Source organism: Mycobacterium heidelbergense, assembly GCF_050205645.1.
Taxonomy (GTDB): Bacteria; Actinomycetota; Actinomycetes; order Mycobacteriales; family Mycobacteriaceae; genus Mycobacterium; species Mycobacterium heidelbergense_A.
On sequence record NZ_JBNMQT010000015.1, the window covers coordinates 1 to 26,544 of the forward strand.

25 protein-coding genes are annotated in these 26,544 nt (G+C 69.3%); 12 read left to right on the forward strand and 13 right to left on the reverse strand.

The genetic code is table 11. The annotated features are described in order from the left end of the window. Together ACQI5H_RS17280 and ACQI5H_RS17285 are read left to right on the forward strand one after the other, a co-directional pair. On the forward strand, nt 1–113 hold a 113-nt coding region (locus tag ACQI5H_RS17280; RefSeq protein WP_427080656.1), incomplete at its 5' end, for a hypothetical protein. Nucleotides 114–363: 250 nt separating this feature from the next. Further along, complete coding sequence (locus tag ACQI5H_RS17285; protein WP_427080557.1) at nt 364–864, forward strand: hypothetical protein; 501 nt, start codon at nt 364–366, stop codon at nt 862–864. On the opposite strand, the gene ACQI5H_RS17290 is transcribed toward ACQI5H_RS17285, so the two are convergent. Beyond that, nucleotides 861–1,451, reverse strand: a complete 591-nt coding sequence (locus ACQI5H_RS17290) for a dihydrofolate reductase family protein (RefSeq protein ID WP_427080558.1) — start codon at nt 1,449–1,451, stop codon at nt 861–863. The genes ACQI5H_RS17285 and ACQI5H_RS17290 overlap by 4 nt on opposite strands. A gap of 119 nt (nt 1,452–1,570) precedes the next feature. Between ACQI5H_RS17290 and ACQI5H_RS17295 the strand changes: the two genes are divergently transcribed. Next, on the forward strand, nt 1,571–2,578 hold the full coding sequence (locus ACQI5H_RS17295; protein ID WP_427080559.1) for a VWA domain-containing protein: 1,008 nt from the start codon (nt 1,571–1,573) through the stop codon (nt 2,576–2,578). A 16-nt stretch (nt 2,579–2,594) separates the two neighbouring features. Here ACQI5H_RS17295 and ACQI5H_RS17300 read toward each other — a convergent pair whose 3' ends face one another. From ACQI5H_RS17300 to ACQI5H_RS17315, 4 genes are all read right to left on the reverse strand, one after another. Beyond that, nucleotides 2,595–3,578 carry a VWA domain-containing protein gene (locus ACQI5H_RS17300; protein ID WP_427080560.1) on the reverse strand — a complete coding sequence of 328 codons (984 nt, stop codon included), beginning with the start codon at nt 3,576–3,578 and terminating at the stop codon, nt 2,595–2,597. 81 nt (nt 3,579–3,659) lie between these two features. After that, nucleotides 3,660–4,490: an alpha/beta fold hydrolase gene (locus tag ACQI5H_RS17305; protein WP_427080561.1), complete on the reverse strand. Its 831-nt coding sequence runs from the start codon at nt 4,488–4,490 to the stop codon at nt 3,660–3,662. A gap of 47 nt (nt 4,491–4,537) precedes the next feature. Further along, entirely contained in the window at nt 4,538–5,842 is a 1,305-nt protein-coding gene (gene satS, locus ACQI5H_RS17310; protein WP_427080562.1) for a protein export chaperone SatS, read from the reverse strand. A gap of 71 nt (nt 5,843–5,913) precedes the next feature. Continuing rightward, entirely contained in the window at nt 5,914–6,732 is an 819-nt protein-coding gene (locus ACQI5H_RS17315; protein WP_427080657.1) for an alkaline phosphatase family protein, read from the reverse strand. Nucleotides 6,733–6,902: 170 nt separating this feature from the next. On the opposite strand from ACQI5H_RS17315, the gene upp reads away from it, so the two are divergent. Continuing rightward, nucleotides 6,903–7,526 carry a uracil phosphoribosyltransferase gene (gene upp / locus ACQI5H_RS17320; RefSeq protein WP_427080563.1) on the forward strand — a complete coding sequence of 208 codons (624 nt, stop codon included), beginning with the start codon at nt 6,903–6,905 and terminating at the stop codon, nt 7,524–7,526. Here the strand turns inward: upp and ACQI5H_RS17325 are convergent, their stop codons facing one another. Both ACQI5H_RS17325 and ACQI5H_RS17330 read right to left on the reverse strand, forming a co-directional pair. Further along, the gene (locus ACQI5H_RS17325) at nt 7,527–9,107 is read right to left on the reverse strand and encodes a phospho-sugar mutase (RefSeq protein WP_427080564.1); all 1,581 of its coding nucleotides are present in this window, start codon (nt 9,105–9,107) and stop codon (nt 7,527–7,529) included. A gap of 3 nt (nt 9,108–9,110) precedes the next feature. Next, a complete protein-coding gene (locus tag ACQI5H_RS17330; protein WP_427080565.1) occupies nt 9,111–9,917 on the reverse strand; it encodes a purine-nucleoside phosphorylase in 807 nt (268 codons plus the stop codon). Nucleotides 9,918–9,985: 68 nt separating this feature from the next. Between ACQI5H_RS17330 and ACQI5H_RS17335 the strand changes: the two genes are divergently transcribed. The 3 genes from ACQI5H_RS17335 to ACQI5H_RS17345 are packed head-to-tail and all read left to right on the forward strand — an operon-like array spanning nt 9,986 to nt 13,068. Beyond that, entirely contained in the window at nt 9,986–10,648 is a 663-nt protein-coding gene (locus ACQI5H_RS17335; RefSeq protein ID WP_427080566.1) for a cutinase family protein, read from the forward strand. A gap of 45 nt (nt 10,649–10,693) precedes the next feature. Next, nucleotides 10,694–11,887 (forward strand): M20 family metallopeptidase, encoded by a 1,194-nt coding sequence (locus tag ACQI5H_RS17340; protein WP_427080567.1) that lies wholly within the window; start codon nt 10,694–10,696, stop codon nt 11,885–11,887. After that, entirely contained in the window at nt 11,884–13,068 is a 1,185-nt protein-coding gene (locus ACQI5H_RS17345; protein WP_076123469.1) for a M20 family metallopeptidase, read from the forward strand. Before ACQI5H_RS17340 ends, ACQI5H_RS17345 begins: the two co-directional genes overlap by 4 nt. Here the strand turns inward: ACQI5H_RS17345 and ACQI5H_RS17350 are convergent. After that, a complete protein-coding gene (locus tag ACQI5H_RS17350; protein WP_076057649.1) occupies nt 13,065–13,544 on the reverse strand; it encodes a gamma-glutamylcyclotransferase in 480 nt (159 codons plus the stop codon). The two genes, ACQI5H_RS17345 and ACQI5H_RS17350, sit on opposite strands and share 4 nt — an antisense overlap. Before the next feature lie 109 nt (nt 13,545–13,653). Between ACQI5H_RS17350 and ACQI5H_RS17355 the strand changes: the two genes are divergently transcribed. From ACQI5H_RS17355 to ACQI5H_RS17365, 3 genes are all read left to right on the forward strand, one after another. After that, on the forward strand, nt 13,654–15,069 hold the full coding sequence (locus tag ACQI5H_RS17355) for an NAD(P)H-quinone dehydrogenase (RefSeq protein WP_427080568.1): 1,416 nt from the start codon (nt 13,654–13,656) through the stop codon (nt 15,067–15,069). A gap of 90 nt (nt 15,070–15,159) precedes the next feature. Then, on the forward strand, nt 15,160–16,914 hold the full coding sequence (locus ACQI5H_RS17360; RefSeq protein ID WP_427080569.1) for a glycerol-3-phosphate dehydrogenase/oxidase: 1,755 nt from the start codon (nt 15,160–15,162) through the stop codon (nt 16,912–16,914). Beyond that, complete coding sequence (locus ACQI5H_RS17365) at nt 16,911–17,768, forward strand: pseudouridine synthase (protein ID WP_427080570.1); 858 nt, start codon at nt 16,911–16,913, stop codon at nt 17,766–17,768. Before ACQI5H_RS17360 ends, ACQI5H_RS17365 begins: the two co-directional genes overlap by 4 nt. Nucleotides 17,769–17,795: 27 nt before the next feature. On the opposite strand, the gene ACQI5H_RS17370 is transcribed toward ACQI5H_RS17365, so the two are convergent. Next, the gene (locus tag ACQI5H_RS17370; protein WP_427080571.1) at nt 17,796–18,137 is read right to left on the reverse strand and encodes a DUF732 domain-containing protein; all 342 of its coding nucleotides are present in this window, start codon (nt 18,135–18,137) and stop codon (nt 17,796–17,798) included. A gap of 334 nt (nt 18,138–18,471) precedes the next feature. Between ACQI5H_RS17370 and ACQI5H_RS17375 the strand changes: the two genes are divergently transcribed. After that, a complete protein-coding gene (locus tag ACQI5H_RS17375) occupies nt 18,472–19,389 on the forward strand; it encodes an extracellular catalytic domain type 1 short-chain-length polyhydroxyalkanoate depolymerase (protein WP_427080572.1) in 918 nt (305 codons plus the stop codon). A gap of 6 nt (nt 19,390–19,395) precedes the next feature. Here ACQI5H_RS17375 and nei2 read toward each other — a convergent pair whose 3' ends face one another. Genes nei2 through ACQI5H_RS17390 form a run of 3 tightly spaced genes read right to left on the reverse strand, consistent with a single transcriptional unit; the run spans nt 19,396 to nt 25,443 of the window. Next, nucleotides 19,396–20,151, reverse strand: coding sequence for an endonuclease VIII Nei2 (nei2, locus tag ACQI5H_RS17380; protein WP_427080573.1), 756 nt, complete (start codon nt 20,149–20,151; stop codon nt 19,396–19,398). A 13-nt stretch (nt 20,152–20,164) separates the two neighbouring features. Continuing rightward, complete coding sequence (locus ACQI5H_RS17385) at nt 20,165–24,736, reverse strand: ATP-dependent helicase (protein WP_427080574.1); 4,572 nt, start codon at nt 24,734–24,736, stop codon at nt 20,165–20,167. Between the two features lie 38 nt (nt 24,737–24,774). Then, nucleotides 24,775–25,443: a TetR/AcrR family transcriptional regulator gene (locus ACQI5H_RS17390; protein WP_427080575.1), complete on the reverse strand. Its 669-nt coding sequence runs from the start codon at nt 25,441–25,443 to the stop codon at nt 24,775–24,777. A 300-nt stretch (nt 25,444–25,743) separates the two neighbouring features. Between ACQI5H_RS17390 and ACQI5H_RS17395 the strand changes: the two genes are divergently transcribed. Next, nucleotides 25,744–26,127, forward strand: coding sequence for a hypothetical protein (locus ACQI5H_RS17395; protein WP_427080576.1), 384 nt, complete (start codon nt 25,744–25,746; stop codon nt 26,125–26,127). A gap of 14 nt (nt 26,128–26,141) precedes the next feature. Here the strand turns inward: ACQI5H_RS17395 and usfY are convergent, their stop codons facing one another. Further along, entirely contained in the window at nt 26,142–26,456 is a 315-nt protein-coding gene (gene usfY, locus ACQI5H_RS17400) for a protein UsfY (RefSeq protein WP_427080577.1), read from the reverse strand. Nucleotides 26,457–26,544 lie beyond the last annotated feature (88 nt).

The following is a 26,544-nucleotide window of genomic DNA, read 5'->3' on the forward strand; positions in this document are numbered from 1 at the left end:
CACCCAACCACCCCCCGCCCGTGGTGGCACCGTGTCCCGGGCCCACCGGCGAACGCGCCGACTGGTGGTGGTACGAACCCTTCCAACCCCAACCACCACCCACCAACAACTAAACGAGTTCACGCATCGCAGCGAACCTGAAATAAGTTGGGGCATACAGACTTTCGTTCGCAGCGCTCTTCAGGAATCATGTGCTCGCGCTTACCTAGCTGCGCGGTGGCGGGTACAAGCGCGGCGCCGAGTAACTCGGTTCCAAATGAATTCTGTTCGTGGCCCCACGTGCCAGCAGCACTGCTGCTTACCTAGCTGCGCGCCTTGCCCAAACAGATCCGCTGTGACCGAACATGGCCTATGTTCGCAACCATGAGGGCCGGCATGACCACGGCCGTCGCCACGCTCACGGGCGCGGCCATTGCCGCGCTGCTCGCCACCGGGATCGCACACGCGGACCACGTACCAAAAGTTGGCAATGCCTGCCGCGGCTCCGGCGACAGCAGTGCGGCCCTGGACGGTTCGCAAACGTTCACACCACAGGGCGAGGTCCTGCTGTGCCCGGCGGGGGGCCCGATGGCCGTATGGACGCACCTCGCCGCCATTCAACGGCCCGCGACGGTCTGGTACACGTATGGGCCGCCGGCAACGTTGACAGCCAACGACGTCAGCCCGGGCAGCCATTGGATCGGTTTCGGCGGCACCGATTGCAGCGCGGTACAAACATCCACCGCCGGAGGGCCGCCCGTCGTGAAGCCGATCCAGGCCGGCGCTCCGTTCACGGACTTCTTCCTGCTGAAGGACCTGGCCACGTTGAAGCTCACCGGCTCGTGTCAGTGGCGCACGGCTGGGTCGTCGCCGTACGGGCCCTAGCGCACTGAGATGTGCAGGGTGGGCCGGTAGATGAGTTCTTGGATATCGCCGTCCAGTGTTCGACTCTCGATCAGTTCGAGGTCGAAGTCGGCCGCACCCCGGAAGATCGGGTCGTCACCGGTCTGACCGGTGATCACGGGGAAGAGCGTCACCTGGACGCGGTCGACCAGGCCGGCGGCCATCAACGCTCGGTTCATCGACAGGCTGCCATGCGAACGCAACGGCACCTCCGACTCCTCCTTGAGCCGGGCGACGACGTCGACGGCGTCGCCGCTCACGACGGTCGCGTCAGGCCAGTCGAGGGGTCCCTCCAGCGTGCTCGACACCACCGTCGCCGGCAGGTGCCTCATCCGGGTGACCCACGGGTCGCGCACCTCGGACTCCTCGGTGCTCTCGGCCAGCATTTGCGCGAATAGCCGATATGTGTTGGCGCCCATGACCATTCGCTGCTTCTCGTCGTACAGGGCGAGGCGGCGGTCGAGCAATTCGGGCCCCTGCTTGCCCCAGTAGCCGCCCCAGTCGCCGCCGCTGACGCCGCCGAAACCGTCGAGGCTGGAAAAGACGTCGAACGTGTAGGTGGCGGTCATGATGCCCTCCTCGAGTGCGGTTGATGGCGTGTCGGGGATACAGACCGCAAACCGCGGCGAAACTCATCGCGACGGCGCGACCGTGCACCGTCGGCATTTGACGAATACTGTGGCTGAACATGAAGTTGCCGCTGCTGGGCCCGGTATCGCTGGCGGGCTTCCAGCACGCCTGGTTCTTCCTGTTCCTGCTGGCCGTGCTGTTGGTGATAGGGATCTATGTCGTCCAGCAATTCGCTCGCCGCCGGCGGGTGCTGCGCTTCGCCAACATGGACGTGCTGGAGCGCGTCGCGCCGCGTCACCCCGGCCGGTGGCGGCACCTGCCCACGATCCTGCTTGCCGTATCGCTGGTGTTGCTGACCACCGCGATGGCGGGGCCGACGTCCAACGTCCGGATCCCGCTCAACCGTGCCGTCGTCATGCTGGTCATCGACGTCTCGGAATCCATGGCTTCCACCGATGTCGCCCCGAATCGGCTGGCCGCCGCGCAGGAGGCCGGCAAGCAGTTCGCCGACCAACTGACGCCGGCAATCAACCTCGGGTTGGTGGAATTCGCGGCGAATGCCAGCCTGTTGGTCGCGCCGACGACGAATCGCGACGCGGTCAAGGCGGCGATCGACAGCCTCAAGCCGGCCCCGAAAACCGCGACGGGAGAAGGCCTCTTCACCGCGCTGCAGGCGATCGCCACAGTCGGCTCGGTGATGGGCGGCGGCGAAGGTCCGCCGCCGGCGCGGATCGTGCTGGAATCCGACGGCGCCGAAAACGTGCCGTTGGACCCCAACGCGCCGCAGGGAGCGTTCACCGCCGCGCGGGCCGCCAAGGACCAGGGCGTGCAGATATCGACGATCTCGTTCGGCACGCCCTACGGCACCGTCGAGTTCGAGGGCGCCAGCATTCCCGTTCCGGTCGACGACCGGACGCTGCAGAAAATCTGCGAGATCACCGACGGCCAGGCGTTCCACGCCGACAGCCTGGAATCGCTCAAGGACGTCTATACGACGCTGCAGCACCAGATCGGCTACGAAACCGTGAAGGGTGACGCGAGCCTGGCGTGGATGCTGCTCGGTGCGTTCGTGATGGCCGGCGCGGTATTGGCGGGCCTGTTCCTGAATCGCCGGCTGCCCGCCTGAGCGATCGGGTGGCCTTCTAAGTGGGAAGTCGCCGGTTGATCAACAGCGACAAGGCCGTCGCCATCAGCGCGACGACTACCCCCAGGCGCAGCCAGCCCGAACTGCCCGGCCCCGGCACCGTGCGATACCCGATCTCGTTCTCGATGGCGTCGTAGTCCTTGTTGAGCTGCTCGAGATTGGTCGCGGTATAGGACTGCCCGCCGGAAAGCTGGGCGATCTTCTTCATCTGGTCGGTGGAGACGGGCACATTCACCCGCTGGCCGTCCATCTCGATGCTGCCGCTCTTGGTGCCGAACGTGATGGTCGAGACGGGCACCCCTTGATCCTTGGCCAGGCGGGCCGCGGTGTAGACGCCGTCGCGTGGATCGCTGGGGTTTTGCGGCTTGTTCTCCCCGCCGTCTGACAGCAGCACGATGCGGGCGGGCGGCGGCTTGTCCCCGCCCTGAACGGCCGACGCGCTGATCGCGTGCAGGGCGGTGAAGATCGCCTGGCCCGTCGCCGTGCTGTCGGCGAACTCGAGCTTCTTCAGGGCCTCGATGGTCGCCTGGTGCTGTGGGGTCGGCGGCACCAGCAGGTACGGGACGGCCGCGAAACCGACGAGGCCGAGATTGATGCCCGGCGTCAGCTGGCTCGCGAATTGGCTGGCCGCCTGCTCGGCCGCCTTGAGCCGGTTGGGCTCGACGTCGGTTGCCCGCATGGACTGCGACATGTCGATCACCAGCATGATCACCGCGCGGTTGCGCGGTATGCGCATGTCGTGGGTGGGGGTGGCCAGCGCGATCGTCAGCAGGAACAGGCACAGCAGCGACACCGCGATCGGCAGATGCCGCCAAATCGACTGTGGCACCTCCGCCTCGGTATACCGGCGCAGCCGCTGCCGCCGCCGGGCCTGAACGACGACGTAGAGCGCGAGCAGCGCGAGCGGGACAAGAGCGAACAGCAACATCGCCGGGCGCTGGAACCCATACAGCGGTAGGGGGCCGATTCCGGGAAGCGACACTCGGTTCACACCTTCCCGTCGGGGCCGCCACTGAATGACCGGCGGACGCTGCCGCCAGTAAAGAGGAGACTTGACTACCCGTCAAACGGTGGTGGACAGCGTGGCCCGCAGGGTATCGGCGAACTCGCCCGGTGCCGAGATGAATCCGCCGTGATCGCCGGGAAACTCGATCGGCTGCACTCCGAGCAGTTCGGCCAGCGCGACGCTGGTCCGGTAGGTGAGCAGGCCCCCGGACGTGGCACCGATCCCGACGACTACCCGCGCCGGGCCGCGCGTGAGCGCGGCGATGTCGGGCCGGTAGGTGGCGGTGCCGCGCAGTTCGTGGGTGATGAACCGGGCGCCATCGGCGAGTTGCTGCGGTGAAGGCTGGGGCGCAACCGGGGCGCCCTGGGTGTCGTCACCGCCCGCCTGGAACCCCGCGTTGACCATGAACTTCGTCATCGCGGCGGCTAACCCTTCGCGGTGGAAAGTGTCGATGATGTCTTCGATGTTGGCGCGCTGCCGCGCGGCGTCGGGCAGCAGCTCCAGCAACGGTGGCTCGTGCGCGACAAGCGTGCCCACCCGGGTGGGGTGGCGAGTCACGAGCGCCAGCCCGGTGACCGCGCCGCCGGATGAACCCACCACGTCGGCCCGGTCCGCGCCGAGGTCGTCGAGAATTGCCGCGACGTCGTCCGCGCGCAGGTCGGGCGTGGAATCTTGGGCCGGGTCATCGACGGGACTTCCGGAGATTCCGCGCGGGTCGGTAGTGACGACGGTGTGGTCGCCTGCCAGCGCGTCGGCGAGTGGCGCGAAGTCCGCGGCGGGCATCGGCGAGCCGAGTATCACCAGCAGCGGACCTGCGCCGCGCACCTCGTAGTGCAACCGAGCGCCGGGTACGACGAGCGAGTGGGTGGTCATCGAGTGGGTGGTCATGTAGGGAAGACTCGACTCGACGGCCGAATTCACCGCTGTTCGCGGCCCTATTCTCGGCGGAGCCGCCCCTCGACGAATTGCTCCAGCTTCTCCCACTCCCGCACGGCGGCGGAATACGGGCCCGCGGGCTTGCCGACCGAGCCGGGCTCCAGGATGTAGGCCACGAGTTTGCCCAGGGGCCGGCCCGTCGCGAGGGCCTTGTCGACCGTGCCCTCCTCGGAGTAGTCGCCGATATCGCGGAGCAGCTCGACGGCCAGGTCAAGCTGGTCACGATCCACGGCCTCGGGCCCGTCGGCGAAGTCGTCGGCCAGGCCGCTGAGCACGTAGATGTTCTCGTCGGTGATATCGACCGCCAGCGAGCCGTCGGTCGCCGCGGTGCGGATGTCGTCGTAGGTGCTCAGGTCGGACAGGTCGTGGTCGTGCTCGTCGGCGAGGTAGCGCGCCAGCGCCCGCTCGGAACCGAACACGCTGATGCGACCGTTGCGGCCCAGGAAGATCGGGCGATCGTCGAGGTAGCAGCGCAGCGTGTAGAACGTCCCGGAACTCGTCATGATGCGAATCGGGTCGATACCCACCTGCACCCAGAAGTCCTTGTCGCTGCCCAGCACGACGGTGTCGCCGGCCGCGCGGGGCTCCTCCTCGTCCTCGGGCTCTTCGGTGTCGTCGCTGGCTTCGTCCTCTTCGTCGTCCTCGGGCTCCTCGACGACGTCCTCGTCGGCGGCCTCGGCGTCGTCGTCCTCTTCGTCTTCGTCAAGCTCCTCGGCCAATTCGTCGGCGGCCTTCGCCGCCAGCTTCTCGTCGACCTCGGGGGTGCTGACGACGTCGTCGATCGCGCTGAGCACGTCGTCCCAGCTGCGCCCGATGACCTCGGCGATCGCATCCCAGCGTTTGGCGCCGGCCTTGCCGGTGAAGTTGTCGATCCCGCCGGACACGGTGCCGAGGCTGGGATTGCCGTTGAAGAACTTCGCCACCGCCGGCAGCTCGCACACCGACCCGATGGACGACACGATGGCCAGCGTGCCCGCCAGCGCGGTCACCGATTCCTCGGTCGGTTTCTCCGATACCAGCTCCTCGACGACGACGAGGTCGAATTGCCTGTCCTTGGCGGGGTCGAGGCCGCGCGCGTGGGCGGTGGTCAGCTCCTTCCACGCGGGATGGTCGGCCAGATCGTTGTCGGAGTCCGAACGCACGAATGCGACCAGGTCGGAAACGGTTTCGAAGGCATACAAGTCGTCGTCTTTGCCCAGGAACGCCTCCCACTCGTCGCCGGCATCGCGCCAGCGGGGTGCCCACACGGTGTAGCGGTCACCGGCGGACAGGCTCAGGCGGATGGGCACGAGGTCAGCAGCCATGCGGCACAGAATAGCGACGGCCGGCGGGCGCGCCGGGGCCGGTGCCGCGCCCCGCGGCGGCGGATGCGCCTTTAGGGTGCCCAGATGGTCGCGATCGGGGGAGCGTTGGCCGCGTTACCCGTCTTCGGCAGCCCGTACATCTGTTCCAGGGTGGAAAGCACGTTGTAGTGACTGATCTGCTCGGTGTAGTTGCCGGGCTGCACATGGGCGCCGTAGATCACCGTCGGGATCTGGTTGCGCGGGCCGCCGTCGTCCTCGTCCCACGTCACGATCAGCAGGCTGTTGTTGGCCAGCGCCCAGTTGGCGTAGCCGGACAGCTGGCGGTTCAGCCAGGTGTCGGCCTGCCCAATCGAGCCGTCGTGCATGTTGTTGTCGTTGTTGGGAATGACGAACGACACGGTCGGCAGGCTGGCGTAATTGCCCATCGGGAACGCGGAGAACGGCACCGAATTCTGCGGCGGCACATTCGTGAAATCGGCCCACGGCACATGCTTGCGTGCGTACTTGCCGGCGCTGCACGCGGGCGAACCGACCGCGGGCAGGTCCTCGGCGAAACCGACGAATGTGTATCCGGCGGAGAGCAATTCGGAGCCGAGGTTGGGAGCATTGCCCGCATTGACGGGGCACGCGTTGCTGGTCACTCCGAGAGTGCTTCCGGCGAAGAGCGCCAAGTAGTTCGGCTGGCTGGGATGTGTTTCGGCGAATGACTGGGTCATGTTCGCGCCGTGAGTGGCCAGCGCGGTGATGAAGGGCGTCTGCGGGCTGCCGATGATGTGTGCTTGAGAACGGTTCTCTTCCACCACGATTACCACGTGCGCGGGCCGGGGCAGCTCGGCGGCGGCCAGGCCCACGCGGGGACTCGGCGGGATGGCCGCCAGGCCCAACAGCATTACCGCGGCGGCCGTTGCGAGGATGCGATATGCCCGGTCGATCAGCGTTCTCGGCCTTCGAATTTCGCGCGACACCCCGGGAGTATATGAACGGGTCACCGACATTGACGGTACGCACGCACGCGTGTCAACGGGCCTTTGCACAAAAGAGGTATATACGCTCGAATTCCATGGATGTCCGCGTCATCGACCACCCCCTGGCCGCCGCCAGGCTGAGCACGCTGCGCGACGAACGCACCGACACCGCGGGGTTTCGGGCCGCGCTGCGCGATCTGACGGCGATGCTGGTCTACGAGGCCACCCGGGACGCGGGCCGCGAGACATTCCCGATCCGCACCCCGCTGGCCGAGACGCTGGGTGTGCGGCTGGCCAACCCGCCGCTATTGGTTCCCGTCCTGCGCGCCGGGCTGGGCATGGTCGACCAGGCGCTGGAGCTGCTGCCGGAGGCCAGGGTGGGATTCGTCGGCGTCGCCCGCGACGAGGAAACCCACCAGGCGAGCGGGTATATGGAGTCGCTGCCCGACGACCTGAGCGCGCTGCCGGTGCTGGTGCTGGACCCGATGCTGGCCACCGGCGGATCGCTGAAACACACCGTCAATCTGCTGCAGCGCCGCGGCGCTGCGGACATCACCGTGTTGTGCGTGGTGGCCGCGCCGGAAGGCATTGCGGCGCTTGGCAAAGCGGCCCCGGACGCGCGGCTGTTCACCGTGGCCGTCGACGACGGGCTCAACGAGATCGCCTATATCGTGCCGGGGCTCGGCGACGCGGGGGACCGGCAATACGGTCCGCGCTAGTCACCAGGCTTGCACCGCGGACACCAGCTCGTCGCGTAACCCGGCCGCCCGTTCGCGGGCACTATGCAGGCCGTCGGTCACCGGACAACGAATCTCCAAGTAGCACTTCAGTTTCGGTTCGGTCCCGGAAGGCCGCACCACCACCCGGGCCGACGCCTCGTCGTCCCCGCCGGCGAAGATCAGCGCGTCACGGATGTCGGTCATGGTCGCCGGGAAGCGCGCCAGCCGTTGTGGCGGGGAGGCCCGCAGCGCCCGCATCACGGCGGCGGCCTCGTCGGCGTCGGCGACCCGGCGCGACACCGCCGCGACGTCGTGTACGCCGTGGCGCAGGGCGAGCTCGTCGAGCCGATCGGACACCGAGCGGCCCCGTGCCTTGAGCGAGGCCACCAGATCGCACACCAGCACCGCTGCGCTGATGCCGTCCTTGTCGCGCACCGCGACGGGGTCGACGCAGTGGCCGATCGCCTCCTCGTAGGCATACACCAGGGTGCCGGGCAAGTCGGCGTCGGCGCGCGCCAACCATTTGAAGCCGGTGAGGGTTTCGACGTGGACCGCGCCGTAGTGCGCGGCGATGGCAGCCAGCATCCGCGACGACACCACGGTGCTGGCCACCACGGCAGTCCCCGGTCGCTCGTGTGACTCCTGCGACAAGATGTAATCGCCCAACAGCCAACCGGTTTCGTCGCCGGACAGCATCCGCCATCCCGCCGCCGTCGGAATGCCCACCGCGCACCGGTCGGCGTCGGGATCCAGCGCGATCGCGACGTCGGCACGGGTGTCGGCGGCCAGAGCGAGCAGCGCGTCGGCGGCGCCGGGCTCCTCGGGGTTCGGAAAAGCGACGGTGGGGAAGTCGGGGTCGGGTGCGAACTGGGCGCCGACGGTGTGCACCTGCTCGAAGCCGGCGCGACGCAGAGTATCGACGGCGACCGCGCCGCCGACCCCGTGCAGCGGGGTGAGGGCGACGCGCACCGGGCCGGTCGATCGCCGCACGCCTGCCGCCCGCTCGATGTAACGCTCGACGAGGTCGGTATCGGCGGGTTCGACGGACCTGCGGCCGATCCGGTCGGCGAAAGGGGCTGCGGCCATTGCGGTTTCGACCTGGCGGTCGGTAGGCGAGACGATCTGGATGCCGCCGTCGAAATACACCTTGTACCCGTTGTCGGTGCCCGGATTGTGCGATGCCGTGATCTGTATCCCGGCGGCGGCGCCGGTGTGGCGGACGGCGAAGGCGACCACCGGCGTCGGCACCGGACCCGGCAGCAGCAGCACCGAAAATCCCTCGGCGGCAAGCACTTCGGCTGTCACCGTGGCGAAAATCGCCGAGCCGTGCCGGGCGTCGCGCCCGACCACCACCATCGAACCGGCCCGTTCTCTGAGTACCCGGGCCACCGCCCAGGTGGCGCGGGAGACTACCGCCACGTTCATCGCGTCCGGGCCCGCGCGCACCGGACCGCGCAATCCCGCGGTGCCGAAGGTAAGCGGCCGGGAGAAGCGCGCGGCACGCTCGTCGGGACTGCAGGCGGCGAGCTCGGCGGCCGTCCTGGGGTCCGGGTCGTGCGCGATCCACTCCTCGGGAGTCATGCTCTAGAACCGGGCTATGACGTCCGCCAGCAACGCGCCAATCCGGCCCGCCGAAGCGTCCCCAGCGGCGACCACGTCGGCGTGGCGCAGTGGCGCGGGCGTGAGACCGGCGGCCAGGTTGGTCACCAGGGATATGCCGAGCACCTCGGCGCCGGCCTTGCGGGCCGCAATGGTCTCGTGCACGGTCGACATGCCCACCAGGTCGGCGCCCAGGGTGCGCAGCATCCGGATCTCCGCCGGCGTCTCGTAATGCGGCCCCGGCAGGCCCGCGTACACGCCTTCGGTCAGCTGCGGATCGCTCTCGCGGGCGAGCTCGCGCAGCCGCGGCGCATAGGCGTCGGTCAGGTCCACGAACTGCGCGCCGACCAGCGGTGAACGCCCGGTCAGGTTCAGGTGGTCGCTGATGAGCACCGGCTCGCCGACCCGCATGTCCGGGCGCAGTGCGCCGGCGGCGTTGGTCAGCACGACGATGCGCGCCCCGGCCGCACAGGCGGCCCGCACGGGGTGCACCACGTGGGCCAGGTCATGCCCTTCGTAGGCGTGCACCCGGCCGGCCAGCACCAGCACCCGGTGCTGGCCGATGCGCACCGACATGAGCTCGCCGGTGTGCCCGACCGCGCGTGGCGGCGCGAATCCCGGCAGCTCGGCCTGGGGCAGCACGACCGTCGGGGAGCCCAGCGCGGCGGCCACCGGCGCCCATCCGGAGCCCAGAACCACGGCGACGTCGTGCTCGCCGATCCCGGTGCGCTCGGCGATGGCCTGTGCGGCTAGTCGCGCGAGTTCGTCGGGCGCGGGCGAGGATTCGGCCACAGTCGGGCAGCTTAACCCGGCGACTCCTCACACGGCGGTCGTCACCGGTATATGTCAGGATCTGCCGTATGCGTCTTCGTAGCTGGCCGGTTATCGGCCTGGTTGTCGCTGTCGGTCTGTCGGTGGCAACGCTCGCGAGCGGCCCCGCGCCGACGGCCCGAGCCAGGTGTCCCGACGTCCAACTCATCTTCGTCCGCGGCACCGCCGAACCGCCCGGCCTGGGGGCGGTGGGCGATGCGCTCTTTGCCGCACTGCAGCCCGCCCTCGGTTCGCGCAGCGTCGACTCGTACGCGGTGAACTATCCGGCCAGCTACAACTTCTTGACCACCGCCGACGGCGCCAACGACGCGCGCGATCACATCGCGGCGATGGCCGACCAATGCCCGGCCACGCGGCTGGTGCTCGGTGGCTTCTCGCAGGGAGCTGCCGCGGTGTCGATGCTGGCGGGTGTGCCGCCCGTCGGCCAGCGCATCGGCAACTTCGGATCGGCGCCGGCGCTCGATCCCGCGCTCGCCGGCAAGGTGCGGGCGGTTGCGGTGTTCGGCAATCCCGGCAACCGCTTCAACACGCCCCTTTCGACGACGGGTGCGTGGGCCGGACGGGCCATCGACCTGTGCAGCGACGGTGACCCCGTCTGCGTCGTCGGCGGTCGCGACCGGGATGCGCACCACGTCTACGAGGTGCCGCCCTATCCCGGCCAGGCGGCGGGGTTCATCGCCGGCCTGGTGTAGCCCTCAGCGCCTCGGGCCGTCGTCGCCGGGTGAGATACTGCGAGAATGCCCGCAGCACCCGCATTGGCCAACGTCGAGGACGTGGTGCGGCGCCGCGGATCCGACCTGGTCGAGCTGTCCCACGCCATCCACGCCGAGCCCGAGCTGGCGTTCGCCGAGCATCGCAGCTGCGCCAAGGCGCAGGCGCTGGTCGCCGAGCGGGGTTTCCAGATCACCGCGCGGCCCGGGGGGTTGGAGACGGCCTTCCGCGCCGACTTCGGCAGCGGACCGCTGGTGGTCGGGATCTGCGCCGAGTACGACGCGCTGCCGGAGATCGGGCACGCGTGCGGGCACAACATCATCGCGGCGTCGGCGGTCGGCACCGCGCTGGCGCTGGCCGAGGTGGCCGACGAGCTCGGGCTGACGGTGTCGCTGCTGGGAACTCCCGCCGAGGAGGCCGGCGGCGGCAAGGAACTCCTGCTGCAAGCCGGGGTGTTCGACGACGTCGCGGTCGCGGTGATGGTGCATCCGGGGCCGGCCGACATCGCCGGGGCCCGCTCGTTGGCGCTGTCCGAAGCGGTCGTCGACTACCGCGGCAAGGAATCCCATGCCGCCGTCGCGCCGCACCTGGGGATCAACGCCGCCGACGCCGTCACCGTCGCGCAGGTCGCCGTCGGGCTGCTGCGCCAACAACTGGCGCCCGGGCAGCTGGTGCACGGGATCGTCACCAACGGCGGACAGGCCGTCAACGTCATCCCCGGCCACGCGACGTTGCAGTACGCGATGCGGGCGGTGGAATCGGATTCGCTGCGAGAGCTGGAGGGCCGGATGTTCGCGTGCTTTTCCGCGGGCGCACTGGCCACCGGCTGCGAATACGAAATCAACCAGCCCGCACCGCCATACGCGGAGCTCAAACCCGACCGATGGCTGGCCGGCGTCTTCCGCGACGAGATGCGCCGGCTGGGCCGCAACCCGGTGGGCCCCGAGATCGAGGACGCGCTGCCGATGGGCAGCACCGACATGGGCAACGTGACGCAGGTGCTGCCCGGGATCCACCCGATCATCGGCGTCGACGCCGGTGGCGCCACGGTTCACCAGCGCGCCTTTGCCGCCGCGGCCGCCGGTCCCAGCGCCGATCGCGCGGTTGTCGACGGCGCAATCATGTTGGCGCGCACGGTCGTTCACCTCGCCGAGTCGCCCGATGAACGCGACCGGGTGCTGACCGCGCGGCAGCGCAGAAACGGCGGGGCCGACGCATGAGCCTGGTCGACACCGCCGAATCGTGGCTGGCCGCACACCACGAAGACCTGATCGAGTGGCGCCGGCACATCCACCGCTACCCGGAGCTGGGCCGCCAGGAGTACGCCACCACGCAGTTCGTCGCCGAGCGGTTGGCCGACGCCGGCCTCAACCCCAAGGTGCTGCCCGGCGGTACCGGATTGACCTGTGATTTCGGTCCCGACCACGAACCGAGAATCGCGCTGCGGGCCGACATGGACGCGCTGCCGATGGCCGAACTGACGGGCGCGCCGTACACCTCGACGATGCCCAACGTCGCGCACGCCTGTGGGCACGACGCGCACACCGCGATCCTGCTCGGCACCGCGCTGGCGCTCGCGTCGGTGCCCGAGCTGCCGGTCGGGGTGCGGCTGATCTTCCAGGCCGCCGAGGAGTTGATGCCCGGCGGCGCGATCGACGCCATCGCCGCCGGGGCGCTGACCGGGGTGTCGCGGATCTTTGCGCTGCACTGCGATCCCCGGCTGGAAGTCGGCAAGGTCGCGGTGCGGCAGGGCCCCATCACGTCGGCCGCCGACCAGATCGAGATCACGCTGTATTCGCCGGGCGGGCATACCTCGCGGCCGCACCTGACCGCCGACCTGGTCTACGGGCTGGGCACGCTGATCACCGGGCTGCCCGGGGTGCTGTCGCGCCGCATCGACCCGCGCAACGGGACCGTGTTGGTGTGGGGGGCGGTCAATGCCGGCGTGGCGGCCAACGCGATTCCGCAATCCGGCGTGCTGGCCGGCACCGTGCGCACCGCCAGCAGGCAGACATGGGTAGGCCTGGAGGAGTTCATCCGCGAGGCCGTGAGCGCGCTGCTGTCGCCGCTGGCGATCGAACACACGCTGCAATACCGGCGCGGGGTGCCGCCGGTGGTCAACGAGGAGGTCTCGACCCGCATCCTCATGCACGCGATCGAAGCCGTCGGCCCCGATGTGCTGTCCGACACCCGGCAGTCCGGGGGCGGCGAGGATTTCTCCTGGTATCTGGAGGAAATCCCCGGCGCGATGGCGCGATTGGGCGTGTGGTCCGGCGAGGGACCGCAGCTGGACCTGCACCAGCCGACGTTCGACCTCGACGAACGGTCCCTGGCGATCGGGCTGCGGGTGATGGTCAACATCATCGAGCAGACCGCCGTCGTCGAGTCGGCCCTGTTCTAAGCAGAGGTTCCCGGGCCGATGTTGCGGGCCGGGCGGGTGCGTAGGTCGTGGACGTAATCGCTTGGGGCGCCGGCGATTTCGGCGGCATCGGCCATGACGCCCAGATACCGCGCCGACGGCAGCCCACCCTCCCATGCGTCCAGCACGTACAGCCACGCCAGCACGGGATCGGTGGTGGTGTCGGAGGACAGGCGTTCGACGCGGCAGCGTATTTTCTTGTGCACGCCGAACTCCGAGCCCTCCCACCGGTCGAGGTTCTTCTCGTCCGCGGGCGTCATGTCGTAGAGGACGACGAACACCTTCGAATTCGGATCCTCGACGATCGTGGCCAGGGCCCCTTCCCAGCCGATGTCCTCGCCGCCGAACGTCAATCGCCAGCCCGGCAGCCAGCCGGTTCCGGCCATCGGCGAGTGCGGTGCACGCTGCAGCATCTGCTCGGGATGCATGTTCGATCCGTAGGCGGCGTAGAGCGGCACGGAAAAAGCTTAAACGGCGCACGCTCAACCGGTATTCATCCGAGGGCTCCCCGCTGGCCGTTCCCCGCCGCGCTGCGGCGAGCTGCCTCGTCCCGATAGGTTAAGGACCGTGGTAACGCGCATCGTGATCCTCGGCGGAGGCCCCGCCGGTTACGAAGCCGCGCTGGTCGCCGCCACCTCCCATCCCGACACGACGCACGTCACAGTGATCGACTCCGAGGGCATCGGTGGCGCGGCCGTGCTGGACGACTGCGTGCCGTCCAAGACGTTCATCGCGTCCACCGGCCTACGCACGGAACTGCGCCGGGCGCCTCGGCTGGGATTCGACATCGACTTCGAAGACGCCAAGATCTCGTTGCCACAGATCCACACCCGGGTCAGGACGCTCGCGGCGGAGCAGTCCGCGGACATCGCCGCCCAGCTGCTCAGCGTCGGCGTCCAGGTGGTCGCGGGCCGGGGCGAGCTCGTCGACCCCACGCCCGGCCTGGCAAAGCACCGCATCAAGGCCACCGCCGCCGATGGCACCACCAGCGAGCACGAAGCCGACGTCGTGCTCATCGCCACCGGCGCCAGCCCGCGGATCCTGCCGACGGCCCAGCCCGATGGCGAGCGGATCCTGACCTGGCGGCAGCTCTACGACCTCGAAGCGCTGCCCGAGCACCTGATCGTGGTGGGCTCCGGGGTGACCGGCGCCGAATTCGTGCACGCCTACACCGAGTTGGGCGTGCGCGTGTCGGTCGCGGCCAGCCGGGACCGGGTGCTGCCGTACGAGGACGCCGACGCCGCGCTCGTGCTGGAAGAGTCGTTCGCCGAACGCGGGGTGCAGCTCTTCAAGAACGCGCGCGCCGAGTCGGTCACCCGCACCGACGCCGGGGTGTTGGTCACGATGACGGACGGCCGCACCGTCGAGGGCAGCCACGCGCTGATGACCATCGGGTCGGTTCCCAACACCAGCGGACTGGGCCTGGAAAGGGTCGGCATCGAGCTGGGACGCGGCAATTACCTGACCGTGGACCGGGTTTCGCGCACCTCGGTACCCGGAATCTATGCCGCGGGGGACTGCACGGGTCTGTTGTTGTTGGCGTCGGTCGCCGCGATGCAGGGCCGGATCGCGATGTATCACGCACTGGGAGAGGGCGTGAGCCCGATCCGGCTGCGCACCGTCGCCGCGACGGTGTTCACGCGTCCGGAGATCGCCGCCGTCGGGGTGCCGCAGTCGATGATCGATGACGGCTCGGTGCCCGCGCGGACCATCATGCTCCCGCTGCGGACCAACGCGCGTGCGAAGATGTCGGGCCTGCGGCAGGGCTTCGTCAAGGTTTTCTGCCGCCGCTCCACCGGCGTGGTGATCGGCGGCGTGGTGGTGGCCCCGATCGCCTCCGAGCTGATCCTGCCGATCGCCGTGGCCGTGCAAAACCGCATCACCGTCAACGAGTTGGCGCAGACGCTGGCCGTTTACCCGTCGTTGTCGGGGTCGATCACCGAGGCGGCCCGGCGGCTGATGGCGCACGACGATCTCGACTGAACGCCACTCAAAGGCGCCCGACGAACTAGCCTGGGGAGCAGTCCTACCGACGAGTAACTGACGGGAACCCCCGATGAGGAGTCTTTTGCCGTGAGTGACCCGATCCATGCGCCGACCGAAGAGACCTGGCCGGCGTCCGTGCTCGGACCGCAGCAGCGCGAGGTGGCCTGGGAGCGGCTGGGCACCGAGCAGTTCGACGTGGTGGTCATCGGCGGCGGCGTGGTGGGCGCCGGGTGCGCGCTGGACGCCGCGACCCGTGGGCTCAAGGTGGCGCTGGTCGAGGCGCGCGACCTGGCGTCGGGCACGTCGAGCCGCTCGTCGAAGATGTTCCACGGTGGGCTGCGCTACCTCGAACAACTCGAGTTCGGGCTGGTGCGCGAGGCGCTCTACGAGCGCGAGCTGTCGCTGACGACGCTGGCGCCCCATTTGGTCAAGCCGCTGCCGTTTCTGTTTCCGCTGACGCATCGGTGGTGGGAACGTCCCTACACCGCCGCCGGAATCTTTCTCTACGACCGGCTGGGCGGCGCGAAATCGGTTCCGGCGCAAAAGCATTTGACCCGTGCCGGTGCGCTGCGGCTGAGCCCGGGCCTGAAACGCAGCTCGCTCATCGGCGGCATCCGCTACTACGACACCGTCGTCGACGATGCCCGGCACACCATGACGGTCGCACGCACCGCGGCGCATTACGGCGCGGTGGTGCGATCGTCCACCCAGGCGGTCGGATTGCTGCGCGACGGCGACCGGGTGATCGGCGTGCGCGTCCGCGACTCCGAGGACGGCGCGATCACCGAGGTCCGCGGCCACGTCGTGGTCAACGCGACCGGGGTGTGGACCGACGAGATTCAGGCATTGTCCAAGCAGCGCGGGCGATTCCAGGTGCGTGCGTCCAAGGGCGTGCACGTGGTGGTGCCGCGCGACCGGATCGTCAGTGACGTCGCGATGATCCTGCGCACCGAGAAATCGGTGATGTTCATCATCCCGTGGGGCAACCACTGGATCATCGGAACGACGGACACCGATTGGAATCTCGATCTGGCCCACCCCGCGGCCACCAAGGCCGACATCGACTACATCCTGGGCACCGTCAACAGCGTGCTGGCCACGCCGCTGACCCACGCCGACATCGACGGCGTGTACGCAGGGCTGCGCCCGTTGCTCGCAGGGGAGAGCGACGACACCTCGAAGCTGTCCCGCGAACACGCGGTGGCGGTGCCCGCCGCGGGCCTGGTGGCCATTGCCGGCGGCAAGTACACGACCTACCGGGTGATGGCGGCCGACGCGATCGACGCTGCGGCCCAATACGTTCCGGCCCGGGTCGCGCCGTCGATCACGGAGAAGGTGAGCCTGCTGGGCGCCGACGGCTACTTCGCGCTGATCAATCAGGCCGAACATGTCGGCGCGCTGCAGGGCCTGCACCCCTACCGGGTGCGTCATCTGCTCGACCGCTACGGCTCGCTGATCGGCGACGTGCTGGAGATGGCGGCCGAAACCCCCGGCCTGCTCAGCCCGATCAAGGAGGCCCCCGGCTACCTCCGGGTCGAAGCCGTGTACGCCGCCGCCGCCGAGGGCGCGCTACATCTGGAGGACATCCTGGCCCGCCGGATGCGCATCTCGATCGAGTATTCGCACCGCGGCGTCGACTGCGCCAGGGAGGTGGCCGATCTCGTCGCCCCGGTGCTGGGGTGGAGCGCCGCGGACGTCGACCGTGAGGTCGCCAACTACACCGCCCGGGTGGAGGCCGAGATCCTGTCGCAGGCGCAGCCCGACGACGTGTCGGCCGATGAGTTGCGCGCCAGTGCGCCCGAGGCCCGCGCCGAGATCCTCGAGCCGGTGCCGCTCAATTGAGAGTCGCGCCGTTGCCGGTCCGCGACGGGCTGGGGCCCGCGCGGGTGCGGCTGCGCGGGGGGTCGGTGCTGGCCGAGCTCTCCGCGCGATTCGGCGAGCCGGCCCGCGCGAAGGTGCTGGCCGGGGAAGTCGTCGACGCCGACGGCGTGGTGGTCGACGACGCCACCGTGCTGCCCGCGGGCGCGGCCGTCTACCTGTATCGCGAACTGCCGCACGAGGTTCCGGTGCCCTTCGACATGCCGGTGCTGTATCACGATGCCGACATCGTCGTCGTCGACAAGCCGCACTTTTTGGCCACCATGCCGCGCGGGCAGCACGTCGCGCAGACCGCGCTGGTGCGGTTGCGACGGGAATTGGGGCTGCCCGAGCTGAGCCCGGCGCACCGGCTGGACCGCCTGACGGCCGGGGTCCTGCTGTTCACCGCCCGGCGCGAGCTGCGCGGCGCCTACCAGTCACTGTTCGCCCGCGGCAAGGTGCGCAAGACGTACCTGGCGCGCGCGGCCGTCGATCCCACCCTGGATTTTCCCCGCATCGTGCGCAGCCGCATCGTCAAGCGCCGAGGGGTCTTGCAGGCCGTCTGCGAGCCCGGTGTCCCGAACGCGGAGACTCTCGTCGAGCTTGTGTCGGACGGACTGTATCGGTTGACGCCGCGCACGGGACGCACCCACCAGCTGCGGGTGCACATGGCCTCACTGGGGATACCGATCGCTGGTGATCCGTTGTACCCCAACGTCATTGACGTGCCATACGGCGACTTCGGCACACCGCTTCGGCTGCTGGCTCAGCGCATCGAGTTCGACGATCCGCTGACCGGATCACACCGTGAATTCGTCAGCGGTCGAGAAGGGCCGTGAGCCAATCGAAGTCGCGGGCGGCCTAGGTCAGCTGGCCGGGGGGCTGTTGCCGGGGCCTTCCTCCGGCATGTACTGCGGGCAGTACACCTTGATGGCCGCCCCGACGAAGTAGCCGCAGTGGTAGGCGGGCATGCTGCTGCTGTTCACCACGTCGGTGGCCACGTCGCTGGGCTTCGCGCCGTCGTCCAGTTTCTGGCAGACCGTATGGCCCGCCTCGACCGCGTGTGCGGGAGAAACGTGGTCGGTGATGCCCTCTTGCTTGAGGATCGCCAGGAATTTGTCGTCTTGGGTGTTGGCATGCGCGCTCGGGACTACTGCCAGCGGGCCAAGCAAAGCGACCGCCACGGCCAGAAGAAGGCGGTAAACCATTCGTATCTCCCCTAAGTGAGATGGTTTGCTGAAGCCAAGTTGGTCCGCCAACGTGGGTGTTTCAGCTTCTACGGGCAACATTCTCCGGGGTACATCGATTTCTGACAACCGCATGCCCAGGTCAAAGGGTAGTTGTACACATTTTGTTCACCCGCCGGTCAGGTTTTCGACAGAGCAAGAGCACCGCAAGCGCAGCGAGGTCACCGACGGCGCCGACCCGTCGGGCCCCGGTGCGAAATCAAAATCACGATGATCGAAGCGGCGGCCGCCGCGGGCGTGACGAAGCTCATAGGGCGCCGCTGCCCGACCATCGGGCGATAGGTAATTTGACGACATGCCATGGGCGCGATTGCTGTCGGTCAGCGCCCTCGCACTTTGCCTCGTTGGATGCGGTGAGCGCCACGTTTCGGCGGCCAGCTCTCGAGACCTGGCGGGGACGTTCCATTCCGGCGGCATGGACCGCACCTACACGCTGCACGTGCCGCCCGGCGATCCCGTCGCGCTGGTGCTCAGCCTGCACGGCGGCGGTGGTACCGGGATCGGGCAGCAGGGCCTCACCGACTTCGACACCGTCGCCGACGCCCATGGCCTGCTCGTCGTCTATCCCGACGGCTACGACAAGAGCTGGGCCGACGGGCGGGGGGCGTCACCGGCGGACCGCCGCCACGTCGACGACGTCGGGTTCCTGGTCGCGTTGGTGGGCAAGCTGCGCAACGACTACGGCGTCGCGGTGGGGCACGTGTTCGCCACCGGCATGTCCAACGGGGGCTTCATGTCCAACCGGCTGGCGTGCGACCGCGCCGACGTGTTCGCGGCGATCGCGCCGGTGGCGGGCACGCTGGGCACCGGTGTGGCCTGCAATCCGTCGCGTCCGGTTTCGGTGTGGGAGGCCCACGGGACCGCCGATCCGCTGGTGCGTTTCAACGGCGGCGACGTGCGGGGTCGCGGCGGCGTCAGCCACTCGATATCCGCCTCCGCCATGGTGAACAAGTGGCGCATTGTCGATGGGTGCCAAGGCGATCCGACGGCGGACGCGTTACCCAACGTCGGTGACGGCACGGTCGTTCACCGATTCGACTCGACGGCGTGCGCGCAGTCGACCGAGGTGGTCTTCTATCAGATCGACAACGGCGGGCACACGTGGCCGGGCGGCAAGCAATACCTGCCCAAGGCGGTCATCGGATCCACCACGCGTGCGCTGGACGCCTCGGAAGCGATCGCGCAGTTTTTCCTGGCGCACGCGCGCGACTAGCCGGGTTCAGCGCTGGCAGGCGGGGCACCAGTAGGTCACCCGTTCACCGGTGTCGTCGGATTCGATCCGCGTGCCGCAGCGACGGCAACCCTGCCCGGCCCGGCCGTAGACCCACAGCTGGCGACCCGGCCGGGTGTCGCCGGTGGTGCAGCGATTCCAGCGTAACCGGTTGGCCCACAACATGTCCCGGGCACGGGAGACCAGGCGGCGCGGGTCGGTAACCGCGCTCACGTGCGCGGTGGGCAGGTGTCCGCTGACGAAACACAGTTCGTTGCAATACACATTGCCGATGCCCGCCAGCACCCGCTGATCCAGCAGTGCCTCGGCGATCGGTCGGTCCGGGCGCGCCGCGAGGTTGGCGGCGGCAACCTGTGGATCCCAATCTTGGCCCAGCAGATCGGGTCCCAGGTGTGCGACCACATCGGTGTCGTGGTCGCGGTCGAGGACCTCCAGCACGCCGAGGTCGATGCCGACGGCCCGAACGGGACCGGCTTCCAGGATGATTCGCGTCCGGTGATCCACCCGCACCGGGCGGTTGCCGACCCGCCAGCTGCCGTCCATCTTCAGGTGTGAGTGAATGCTGGCCCGCCCGACACGGATGAACAAATGCTTCCCGCGGCTGAGCACCTCGTCCACGACGTGTCCGGTGAGGTCGACGGTGGCGAACTGGGGCACCCGGATATCACAGCGGGTCAGCGTCTGCCCGCCCAGATGTTGCCGCAGCGTCGCCGCCGTATGCCAAACGGTGTCGCCTTCCGGCATTAGTCTCCCGAGGTCAGCGCAGCCGCATCCCGCGCGGCGTGCGCACGAAGCCGGCATCGGACAGGGCGTCGACCGGACCGGGCCCGCCGGCGCGCGGTTGGAGGGCCGGCACTCCGTCGATGCGTTCGACGAGAATCGACGCGACGCGGCGGGTGGAGACCAAATCGGCCAGGGCCGCCGCCGCCGCGTGATCGGCTGCGGAATCGTCGGTGAAGGTGAGCAGGGAGCGCCCGCCGCGCTCGAGGAACCACGCCAGCTCGCCGTCCACCAGCACGACCAGTGCCCCGGCCTTACGGCCCGGCCGTGCCCCGGGGCCGGGCCCATCCTCGCTCGTGGGCCAGGGCAGTGCGGCGCCGTAGGGGTTCGCCGGGTCGGCGGCGGCAAGCACCACCGCGCGGTATTCCGGTCGCTCGGGGTCGATCCCGTCGAGATAGCTGCGCAGCCGGTCCACGGTGGAGGCGACGGCGAACTGCGCACCGCCCAGCGATTCGACGAAATAGCCCCGCTGGCACCTGCCGGCTTCCTCGAACGTGCTCAACACCTTGTAGAGGGTGGCGAATCCACCTGCGACGCCCTCGGCGGCCACCGCTCCTCTGGTCAGCACGCCGTGCCGGTTCAGCAGCAGCTCGGCCTGGTAGTGGGCCCGCACCGTGGAGTCCGGTTCGGGGGCGGACAGCGCCGACCACCGGCCGGCCACGGTCGGGTCGGCCGGACGGTGCTGGGCGTGCGCGACGCTGTAGCGGCTCAGCCGGGGCGGACGATGCGCTCTGTGCGCGGGCGCGGAACGCTTGCGGGTGCCCGTGCCGCCGAGCACGGCGCGCACCGGCGCGAAGGTGTCGCCGGTGACCCGGCCGGCCCAAATCAGTTCCCACAGAGCGGCTTTCAGCTTCGCCTCGCCGACACCGTCCTGCGCGAGCTGCCGGAAGAAGTACGCGCCGCCGCCGGCCAGCGTGTCCAGGATCGCGCGGTGGGCTTCGGTGAGGTCGATCTCGGCCGGCGCCGCCAGGGTCAGGGGTGCGGATTCGCTGGTGTGGAACGCGATCCAGCCATCGCTGCCCGAAATCGCGCCGGCGCCCGACCAGGTGACCTCTCCGGTCGCGAGCAGCTCGTCGAGCATCGCGGGCGAGTAGTCGCGGATGCGGGGGGCCAGCACTAGCGGTTCGATCGCCGAGGCCGGGATCCGAACACCGGCCAGCTGATCGATCACGGACATCAGCCCGTCGATACCCGACTGTGGCGACGACACCCGGTGCCAGGCGGGCAGGAACCGGCCGTAGGCGGCGGTGCTCACCGGCTCGACCTGAGCACGCAGGGCGGCCAGCGAGCGGCGCCGCAGGATGCGCAACACGTCGGCGTCGCACCACTGTTCGGCGCCCGCGCCCGGCGCCTCGGCGGGGGTGACGAAGTCGCCACGCACCAGCCGCCCGTCGGCCGCCAGCCGGCCCAGCACGTCGGCGCTCACCCGCAGTCCCAGGCCGAACCGGGCGGCGACCTCCGCGGTGGTGAATGGGGTGTGGGTGCGCGCGTAGCGGCCCAGCAGCTCGCCCAGCGGATCGGCCACCTCCTCGGTGAAGGCGATCGGGACGCCCGGTGGGACCGCGGCCCCGACCCCGTCGCGCAGCCGGCCGATGTCCTCGACCGCCACCCACCAGCTGCGGCCGGCGAACGACACCGTCAATGCGCGCCGGGCGGCGTGCAGGCCTTCCAGCCAGCCGCCGACATCGGCGCCACCGGCACGCGCCGCGACCTCGTCTTCGGTCAGCGGCCCGAGCAGTCGCAGCAGATCCGCGACCGCTTCGGCATCGCGGGCGGCCCGGTCGGCCGACAGGTGCTGCAATTGGCGGCCGGTCGCGGCGATGACCTCCGGATCGAGCAGCTCGCGCAGCTCCACGCGGCCGAGCAGCTCGGCCAGCAGCGTGCTGTCCAGCGACAGCGCCGCGGCGCGGCGCTCGGCCAGCGGGGAATCGCCCTCGTACATGAACGCGCCGACATAGCCGAACAACAGCGAGGCCGCGAACGGGGAGGGCGTGGCGGTCTCGGTCTCGACCACCCGCACGCGGCGGCCGGCGATGCCGGCCATCAACTGGACCAGCGCCGGGACGTCGTAGACGTCCTGCAGGCATTCCCGGATGGTCTCCAGCACGACGGGGAAGTCCGGGTATTTCCGCGCGACGTCCAAAAGCTGGGCGGCGCGCTGGCGCTGGTGCCACAGCGGTGAGCGGCGGCCCGGGTGGCGGCGGGGGAGCAGCAGGGCGCGGGCCGCGCACTCCCGGAACCGCGACGCGAACAGCGCCGACCCGCCCACTTCGGCCGTGACGATCGGGTCGATCTCGTCGGCGTCGAATACGAAAAGTCCCCCGCAAGCGGGAGGTGCCCCCACCGCGCCGATTTCCGCGGTGTCCGACAGGGTGTCGGGCAGTCGGACCACGATGCCGTCGTCGGAGGCGGTCGGTTTCTCGTCGATTCCGAAGCGTTCGTAGAGGCGACGGCCCACGGCCAGCGCGAGCGGTCCGTGCACCCGCAGCCCGTACGGCGAGTGCAGGATCACCCGCCAGTCGCCCAGTTCGTCGCGGAACCGTTCCACCAGCAGCGTGGTGTCGGTGGGGACCGCGTTGGTGGCCGTCTTCTGGTCGTCCAGCAGCTTCCACAGGTTTTCGGTCGCGTAGGCATCGAAACCCAAACTCGCGCAACGTTTGTCGAACGCATCTCGGTCGAGGCCGGCCAGCTCGCCGGTGAACGCGCCGAGCGCGGCCCCGAGTTCGGCGGGCCGTCCGACGTCGTCGCCCCGCCAGAACGGCAGGCGCGCCGGCTGGCCGGGCGCCGGGATCACCAGCACCCGGTCATGGGTGATCTCGGTGATCCGCCAGCTGGTTGCCCCCAGCGAGATGACATCGCCCGGACGGGACTCATAAACCATTTCCTCGTCGAGTTCGCCTACCCGCGAAGGCTTTTCGGAGTCCGTGGCGAGGTAGACGGTGAACAGCCCGCGGTCGGGGATGGCGCCCCCGGAGGTGACGGCCAGCCGCTGCGCCCCGGGCCGCGCGGTGAGCGTGCCGGCGTCGCGGTCGTAGACCAATCGCGGGCGCAGTTCGGCGAATTCGGTGGACGGATACTTGCCAGACAGCAGGTCCAGGGTGGCCTCGAAGACGCTGCGCGGCAGGGTCGCGAACGGCGCGGCCCGCCGCACGGTGTCGAACCACCGGTCGGCGTCGAGCGGCTCCAGCGCGGCCGCGGCCACGGTGTGCTGCGCCAGGATGTCGAGCGGGTTGGCGGGCACCCGCATGGTCTCGATCTGCCCGGCGAGCATCCGCTGCACGGTCACCGCGCAGCCGATCAGGTCGGTGCGGTGTTTGGGGAACAGCGCCCCCCGCGACACTTCGCCGACCTGATGGCCGGCCCGTCCGATGCGCTGCAGGCCGCTGGCCACCGACGGCGGCGCCTCCACCTGGATCACCAGGTCGACGGCGCCCATGTCGATGCCCAGTTCCAGGCTCGAGGTCGCGACCACCGCCTTGAGCAGCCCGCGCTTGAGGGCTTCCTCGACGACGGCGCGCTGTTCCTTGCTGACCGAGCCGTGATGCGCCCGCGCCAGCACCGGTTCGGCGCCGTAGGTCTGGCCGCTGCCCAACAGGTGGGCCGGCGCCCCGCCCGGCACCCGCGGATTTGTCTCATTCGAGGGTGCGACACCGCTGCGTTCGGCGTGAATCTCGTTGAGCCGTGCGGTAAGTCGCTCGGCCAGCCGCCGCGAATTGGCGAACACGATGGTCGAACCGTGCGATTCGATCAGGTCGACTAGGCGCGCTTCGACGTCCGGCCAGATGGTGTTGTTCGCCAGGTTCGCCATGTCGGGCACCGGCACCTGCACGGTGAGCTCGACGGTCTTGGCCGACGGCGGGGCCACGATGGTCGTCGGCGCCTGGCCGGACAGGAAGCGGGCGAGCTCCTCGGGCGGACGCACGGTCGCCGACAGCCCGATGCGCTGGGCGGGCCGGCCCTCGGGGACGTCGCGGGACAGGTCGTCGAGGCGCTCGAGCGACAGGGCCAGGTGCGCGCCGCGCTTTCCGCCGGCGATGGCGTGGATCTCGTCGACGATCACCGTCCGCACGCCGGCCAGGGTTTCGCGCGCGGCCGAGGTCAGCATCAAAAACAGCGACTCCGGCGTGGTGATCAGCACGTCGGGTGGGGAGTTGATGAGCTGACGACGCACGGCGGGCGGGGTGTCGCCGGAGCGGACCCCGACACTGATGTTCGGGGCGGGCAGACCGTGGCGCTCGGCGATCCGGGTGAGGCCGGCCAGCGGGGTGCGCAGGTTGCGCTCGACGTCGACGGCCAGCGCCTTGAGCGGTGACACGTAGAGCACCCGGGTCCCGGACGGGCGCTCGGCGCTGCCGGCGAGGCTGTCCAGGGCCCACAGGAAGGCGGCCAGCGTCTTACCAGACCCGGTCGGCGCGATCACCAGCGTGTTGTCGCCGTCGGCGATCGCGTCCCACGCGTCCGCCTGCGCGGTGGTCGGCGCGGCGAAGGTGCTGCCGAACCACTCGCGCGTGATCGCGCTGAACCGGCCTAGCGGGTCGCGAGTGGTCATCTAGCCATGGTGCCAACAGGCACCGACAAAAACGATCGCTAGCGCGGTTCGAGACGAGCGGTCGCCATCGCGTGGGACAGCTCGTCGGGGATCTCCGGCACCCGGGCGATCGCGTCGAACAACGCGTGCGCGCACGAATCCGCGAGGCGGTCGGCGTTGGTGCTGGGGTCGATGATGCGCTGCCGGCACGTCTCGAAGGTGAACGCGAGCCAGCCATGGCAGATCACCCGCAGGTCCCGTTCGACATCGGGTTCCAGCTTTGTCCCCAGCTTGTCCACGAGCTCCGCGATGCGGCTCATGATGTGTTCCATCTGGCGGTTCTTGGCGTCGTCCTCCACGCCCAGCAGAACCGGGTCCGACCGGCCCAGGCCGACGTACGCGGCCCACGCGGCCTCCGGGTTCTGCTCGTGGTAGGCCATGTAGGCGAGCACACCGCTGCGCACCTCTTCGAACATGGTCAGTCCGGTGGCGGTGTCCTTGTTGGTGGTTTCGTACAGCCGGTCGGCCTCGTCCTTGACGACGGCGGCGAAGAACGCCCGCTTGTCGGGGAAGTAGTGATACATCAGGGCCCGGGACACGCCGGCGCGCTCGGCGATCTCGTCGATACGGACCTCGTCGTAGGGCCGCTTCCCGAAGACCTCGGCACCGAGCGCGAGCAGCTCGGCGCGCCGATCCTCTGGGGATAACCGCCTCCTGGCTGTCGGCATGTGTCAGATAGTACTCACGGTGTTCAAGATCACTCGCCGACTGCGCTTATTCGAACTTCGCCCCTGGGCCAGCGGTAACTCGCTGGAGTAATTGACGGTGTTGGTACTTCGGCCCGTGTAGGCCTTCCCGCTGCCGACCGGCGGTAAGCGGTTTACCCGGGTTTAGCGCGGGGTATCTGCTCCCATGCGCCGTCTCACCGGGGCTGGCAGGACCGGGCGGCAGGAAATTTCAATAACGCGGTAATAAATGCGACGTAACGAACGATGGATCAAGAGCAGCCAGGGATATGGGGTTCTCAGATGCCAAAAGCGGATGAGCGATCACGAGGCGATCGCTTAGGCCAGGAAGACGGCGAGGTACACGCCGCCATCCGTTTTGCCGCCCTGGCCACGGCCGCCGGTATCGGTTTCATCGTCCTGGCCGCGTTATGGGTCAGCACCTGCCCGGGTACGGGCGTCGACACCGCGGCGTGCGGCGCGCCCCAGCGGACGTTGCTGGCCTTCGGGGGACCGCTGATCCTCTTGGCCGGCGGGCTCTGGGCATTCCTGCGCACCTACCAGGTATGGCGCAGCGAGGGGACCTGGTGGGGCTGGCACGGCGCGGGCTGGTTCCTGCTGACGCTCACAGCGGTGACGGTCTCTATGGGCGTGCCCGCGATCGCCGGGCCGGTTCTGGCCCTTTAACCGCTTCCGGTGCTTTAGCTGGCGGCGCGCTGGCGCGGCGGGCTCTCGGCACCAGGGACGTGCCACTGCTCGTCGATCCGGCTGACGCGGCGAAGCTCCACGACGAACCACAGCGCCCCGGCGACCGTTCCGAGCACCGCGACGAGGACCGTCGTCGGCAACCATTCGTAGTGTCCGTATGCGGCGGCCGCCGCCGTGGCGATCATCCCGGCGACGGCGACAACGAACAGGATGAATCCCGGCCAGAACAGGTTGTCCTTCATCGTGATACCAGCGTGGGGTTGCGTGGTCCGGAAATGATCCGTCGGATCGTGATGCCTGTCTCCCATCACCTCTCCCTCCGCCTGTCCCTCCGCCTGTCCCTCCGCCAATGTCGGATGAGATAACCAAAATGCTACTCATTCGGCGGACCTTGTG

Excerpts from the sequence above, each read along its gene's own strand:
- ACQI5H_RS17325 (WP_427080564.1), bottom strand. The coding sequence starts at position 9,107 with ATGACTCCCGAGGAGTGGATCGCGCACGACCCGGACCCCAGGACGGCC.
- usfY (WP_427080577.1), bottom strand. The coding sequence starts at position 26,456 with ATGGGAGACAGGCATCACGATCCGACGGATCATTTCCGGACCACGCAA.
- ACQI5H_RS17395 (WP_427080576.1), top strand. The coding sequence starts at position 25,744 with ATGCCAAAAGCGGATGAGCGATCACGAGGCGATCGCTTAGGCCAGGAA.
- ACQI5H_RS17385 (WP_427080574.1), bottom strand. The coding sequence starts at position 24,736 with ATGACCACTCGCGACCCGCTAGGCCGGTTCAGCGCGATCACGCGCGAG.
- ACQI5H_RS17375 (WP_427080572.1), top strand. The coding sequence starts at position 18,472 with ATGCCATGGGCGCGATTGCTGTCGGTCAGCGCCCTCGCACTTTGCCTC.
- ACQI5H_RS17370 (WP_427080571.1), bottom strand. The coding sequence starts at position 18,137 with ATGGTTTACCGCCTTCTTCTGGCCGTGGCGGTCGCTTTGCTTGGCCCG.
- ACQI5H_RS17340 (WP_427080567.1), top strand. The coding sequence starts at position 10,694 with ATGCCCGCAGCACCCGCATTGGCCAACGTCGAGGACGTGGTGCGGCGC.
- ACQI5H_RS17305 (WP_427080561.1), bottom strand. The coding sequence starts at position 4,490 with ATGACCACCCACTCGATGACCACCCACTCGCTCGTCGTACCCGGCGCT.
- ACQI5H_RS17295 (WP_427080559.1), top strand. The coding sequence starts at position 1,571 with ATGAAGTTGCCGCTGCTGGGCCCGGTATCGCTGGCGGGCTTCCAGCAC.
- ACQI5H_RS17390 (WP_427080575.1), bottom strand. The coding sequence starts at position 25,443 with ATGCCGACAGCCAGGAGGCGGTTATCCCCAGAGGATCGGCGCGCCGAG.
- ACQI5H_RS17335 (WP_427080566.1), top strand. The coding sequence starts at position 9,986 with ATGCGTCTTCGTAGCTGGCCGGTTATCGGCCTGGTTGTCGCTGTCGGT.
- ACQI5H_RS17315 (WP_427080657.1), bottom strand. The coding sequence starts at position 6,732 with ATGCTGTTGGGCCTGGCGGCCATCCCGCCGAGTCCCCGCGTGGGCCTG.
- ACQI5H_RS17285 (WP_427080557.1), top strand. The coding sequence starts at position 364 with ATGAGGGCCGGCATGACCACGGCCGTCGCCACGCTCACGGGCGCGGCC.
- upp (WP_427080563.1), top strand. The coding sequence starts at position 6,903 with ATGGATGTCCGCGTCATCGACCACCCCCTGGCCGCCGCCAGGCTGAGC.
- nei2 (WP_427080573.1), bottom strand. The coding sequence starts at position 20,151 with ATGCCGGAAGGCGACACCGTTTGGCATACGGCGGCGACGCTGCGGCAA.
- ACQI5H_RS17345 (WP_076123469.1), top strand. The coding sequence starts at position 11,884 with ATGAGCCTGGTCGACACCGCCGAATCGTGGCTGGCCGCACACCACGAA.
- satS (WP_427080562.1), bottom strand. The coding sequence starts at position 5,842 with ATGGCTGCTGACCTCGTGCCCATCCGCCTGAGCCTGTCCGCCGGTGAC.
- ACQI5H_RS17290 (WP_427080558.1), bottom strand. The coding sequence starts at position 1,451 with ATGACCGCCACCTACACGTTCGACGTCTTTTCCAGCCTCGACGGTTTC.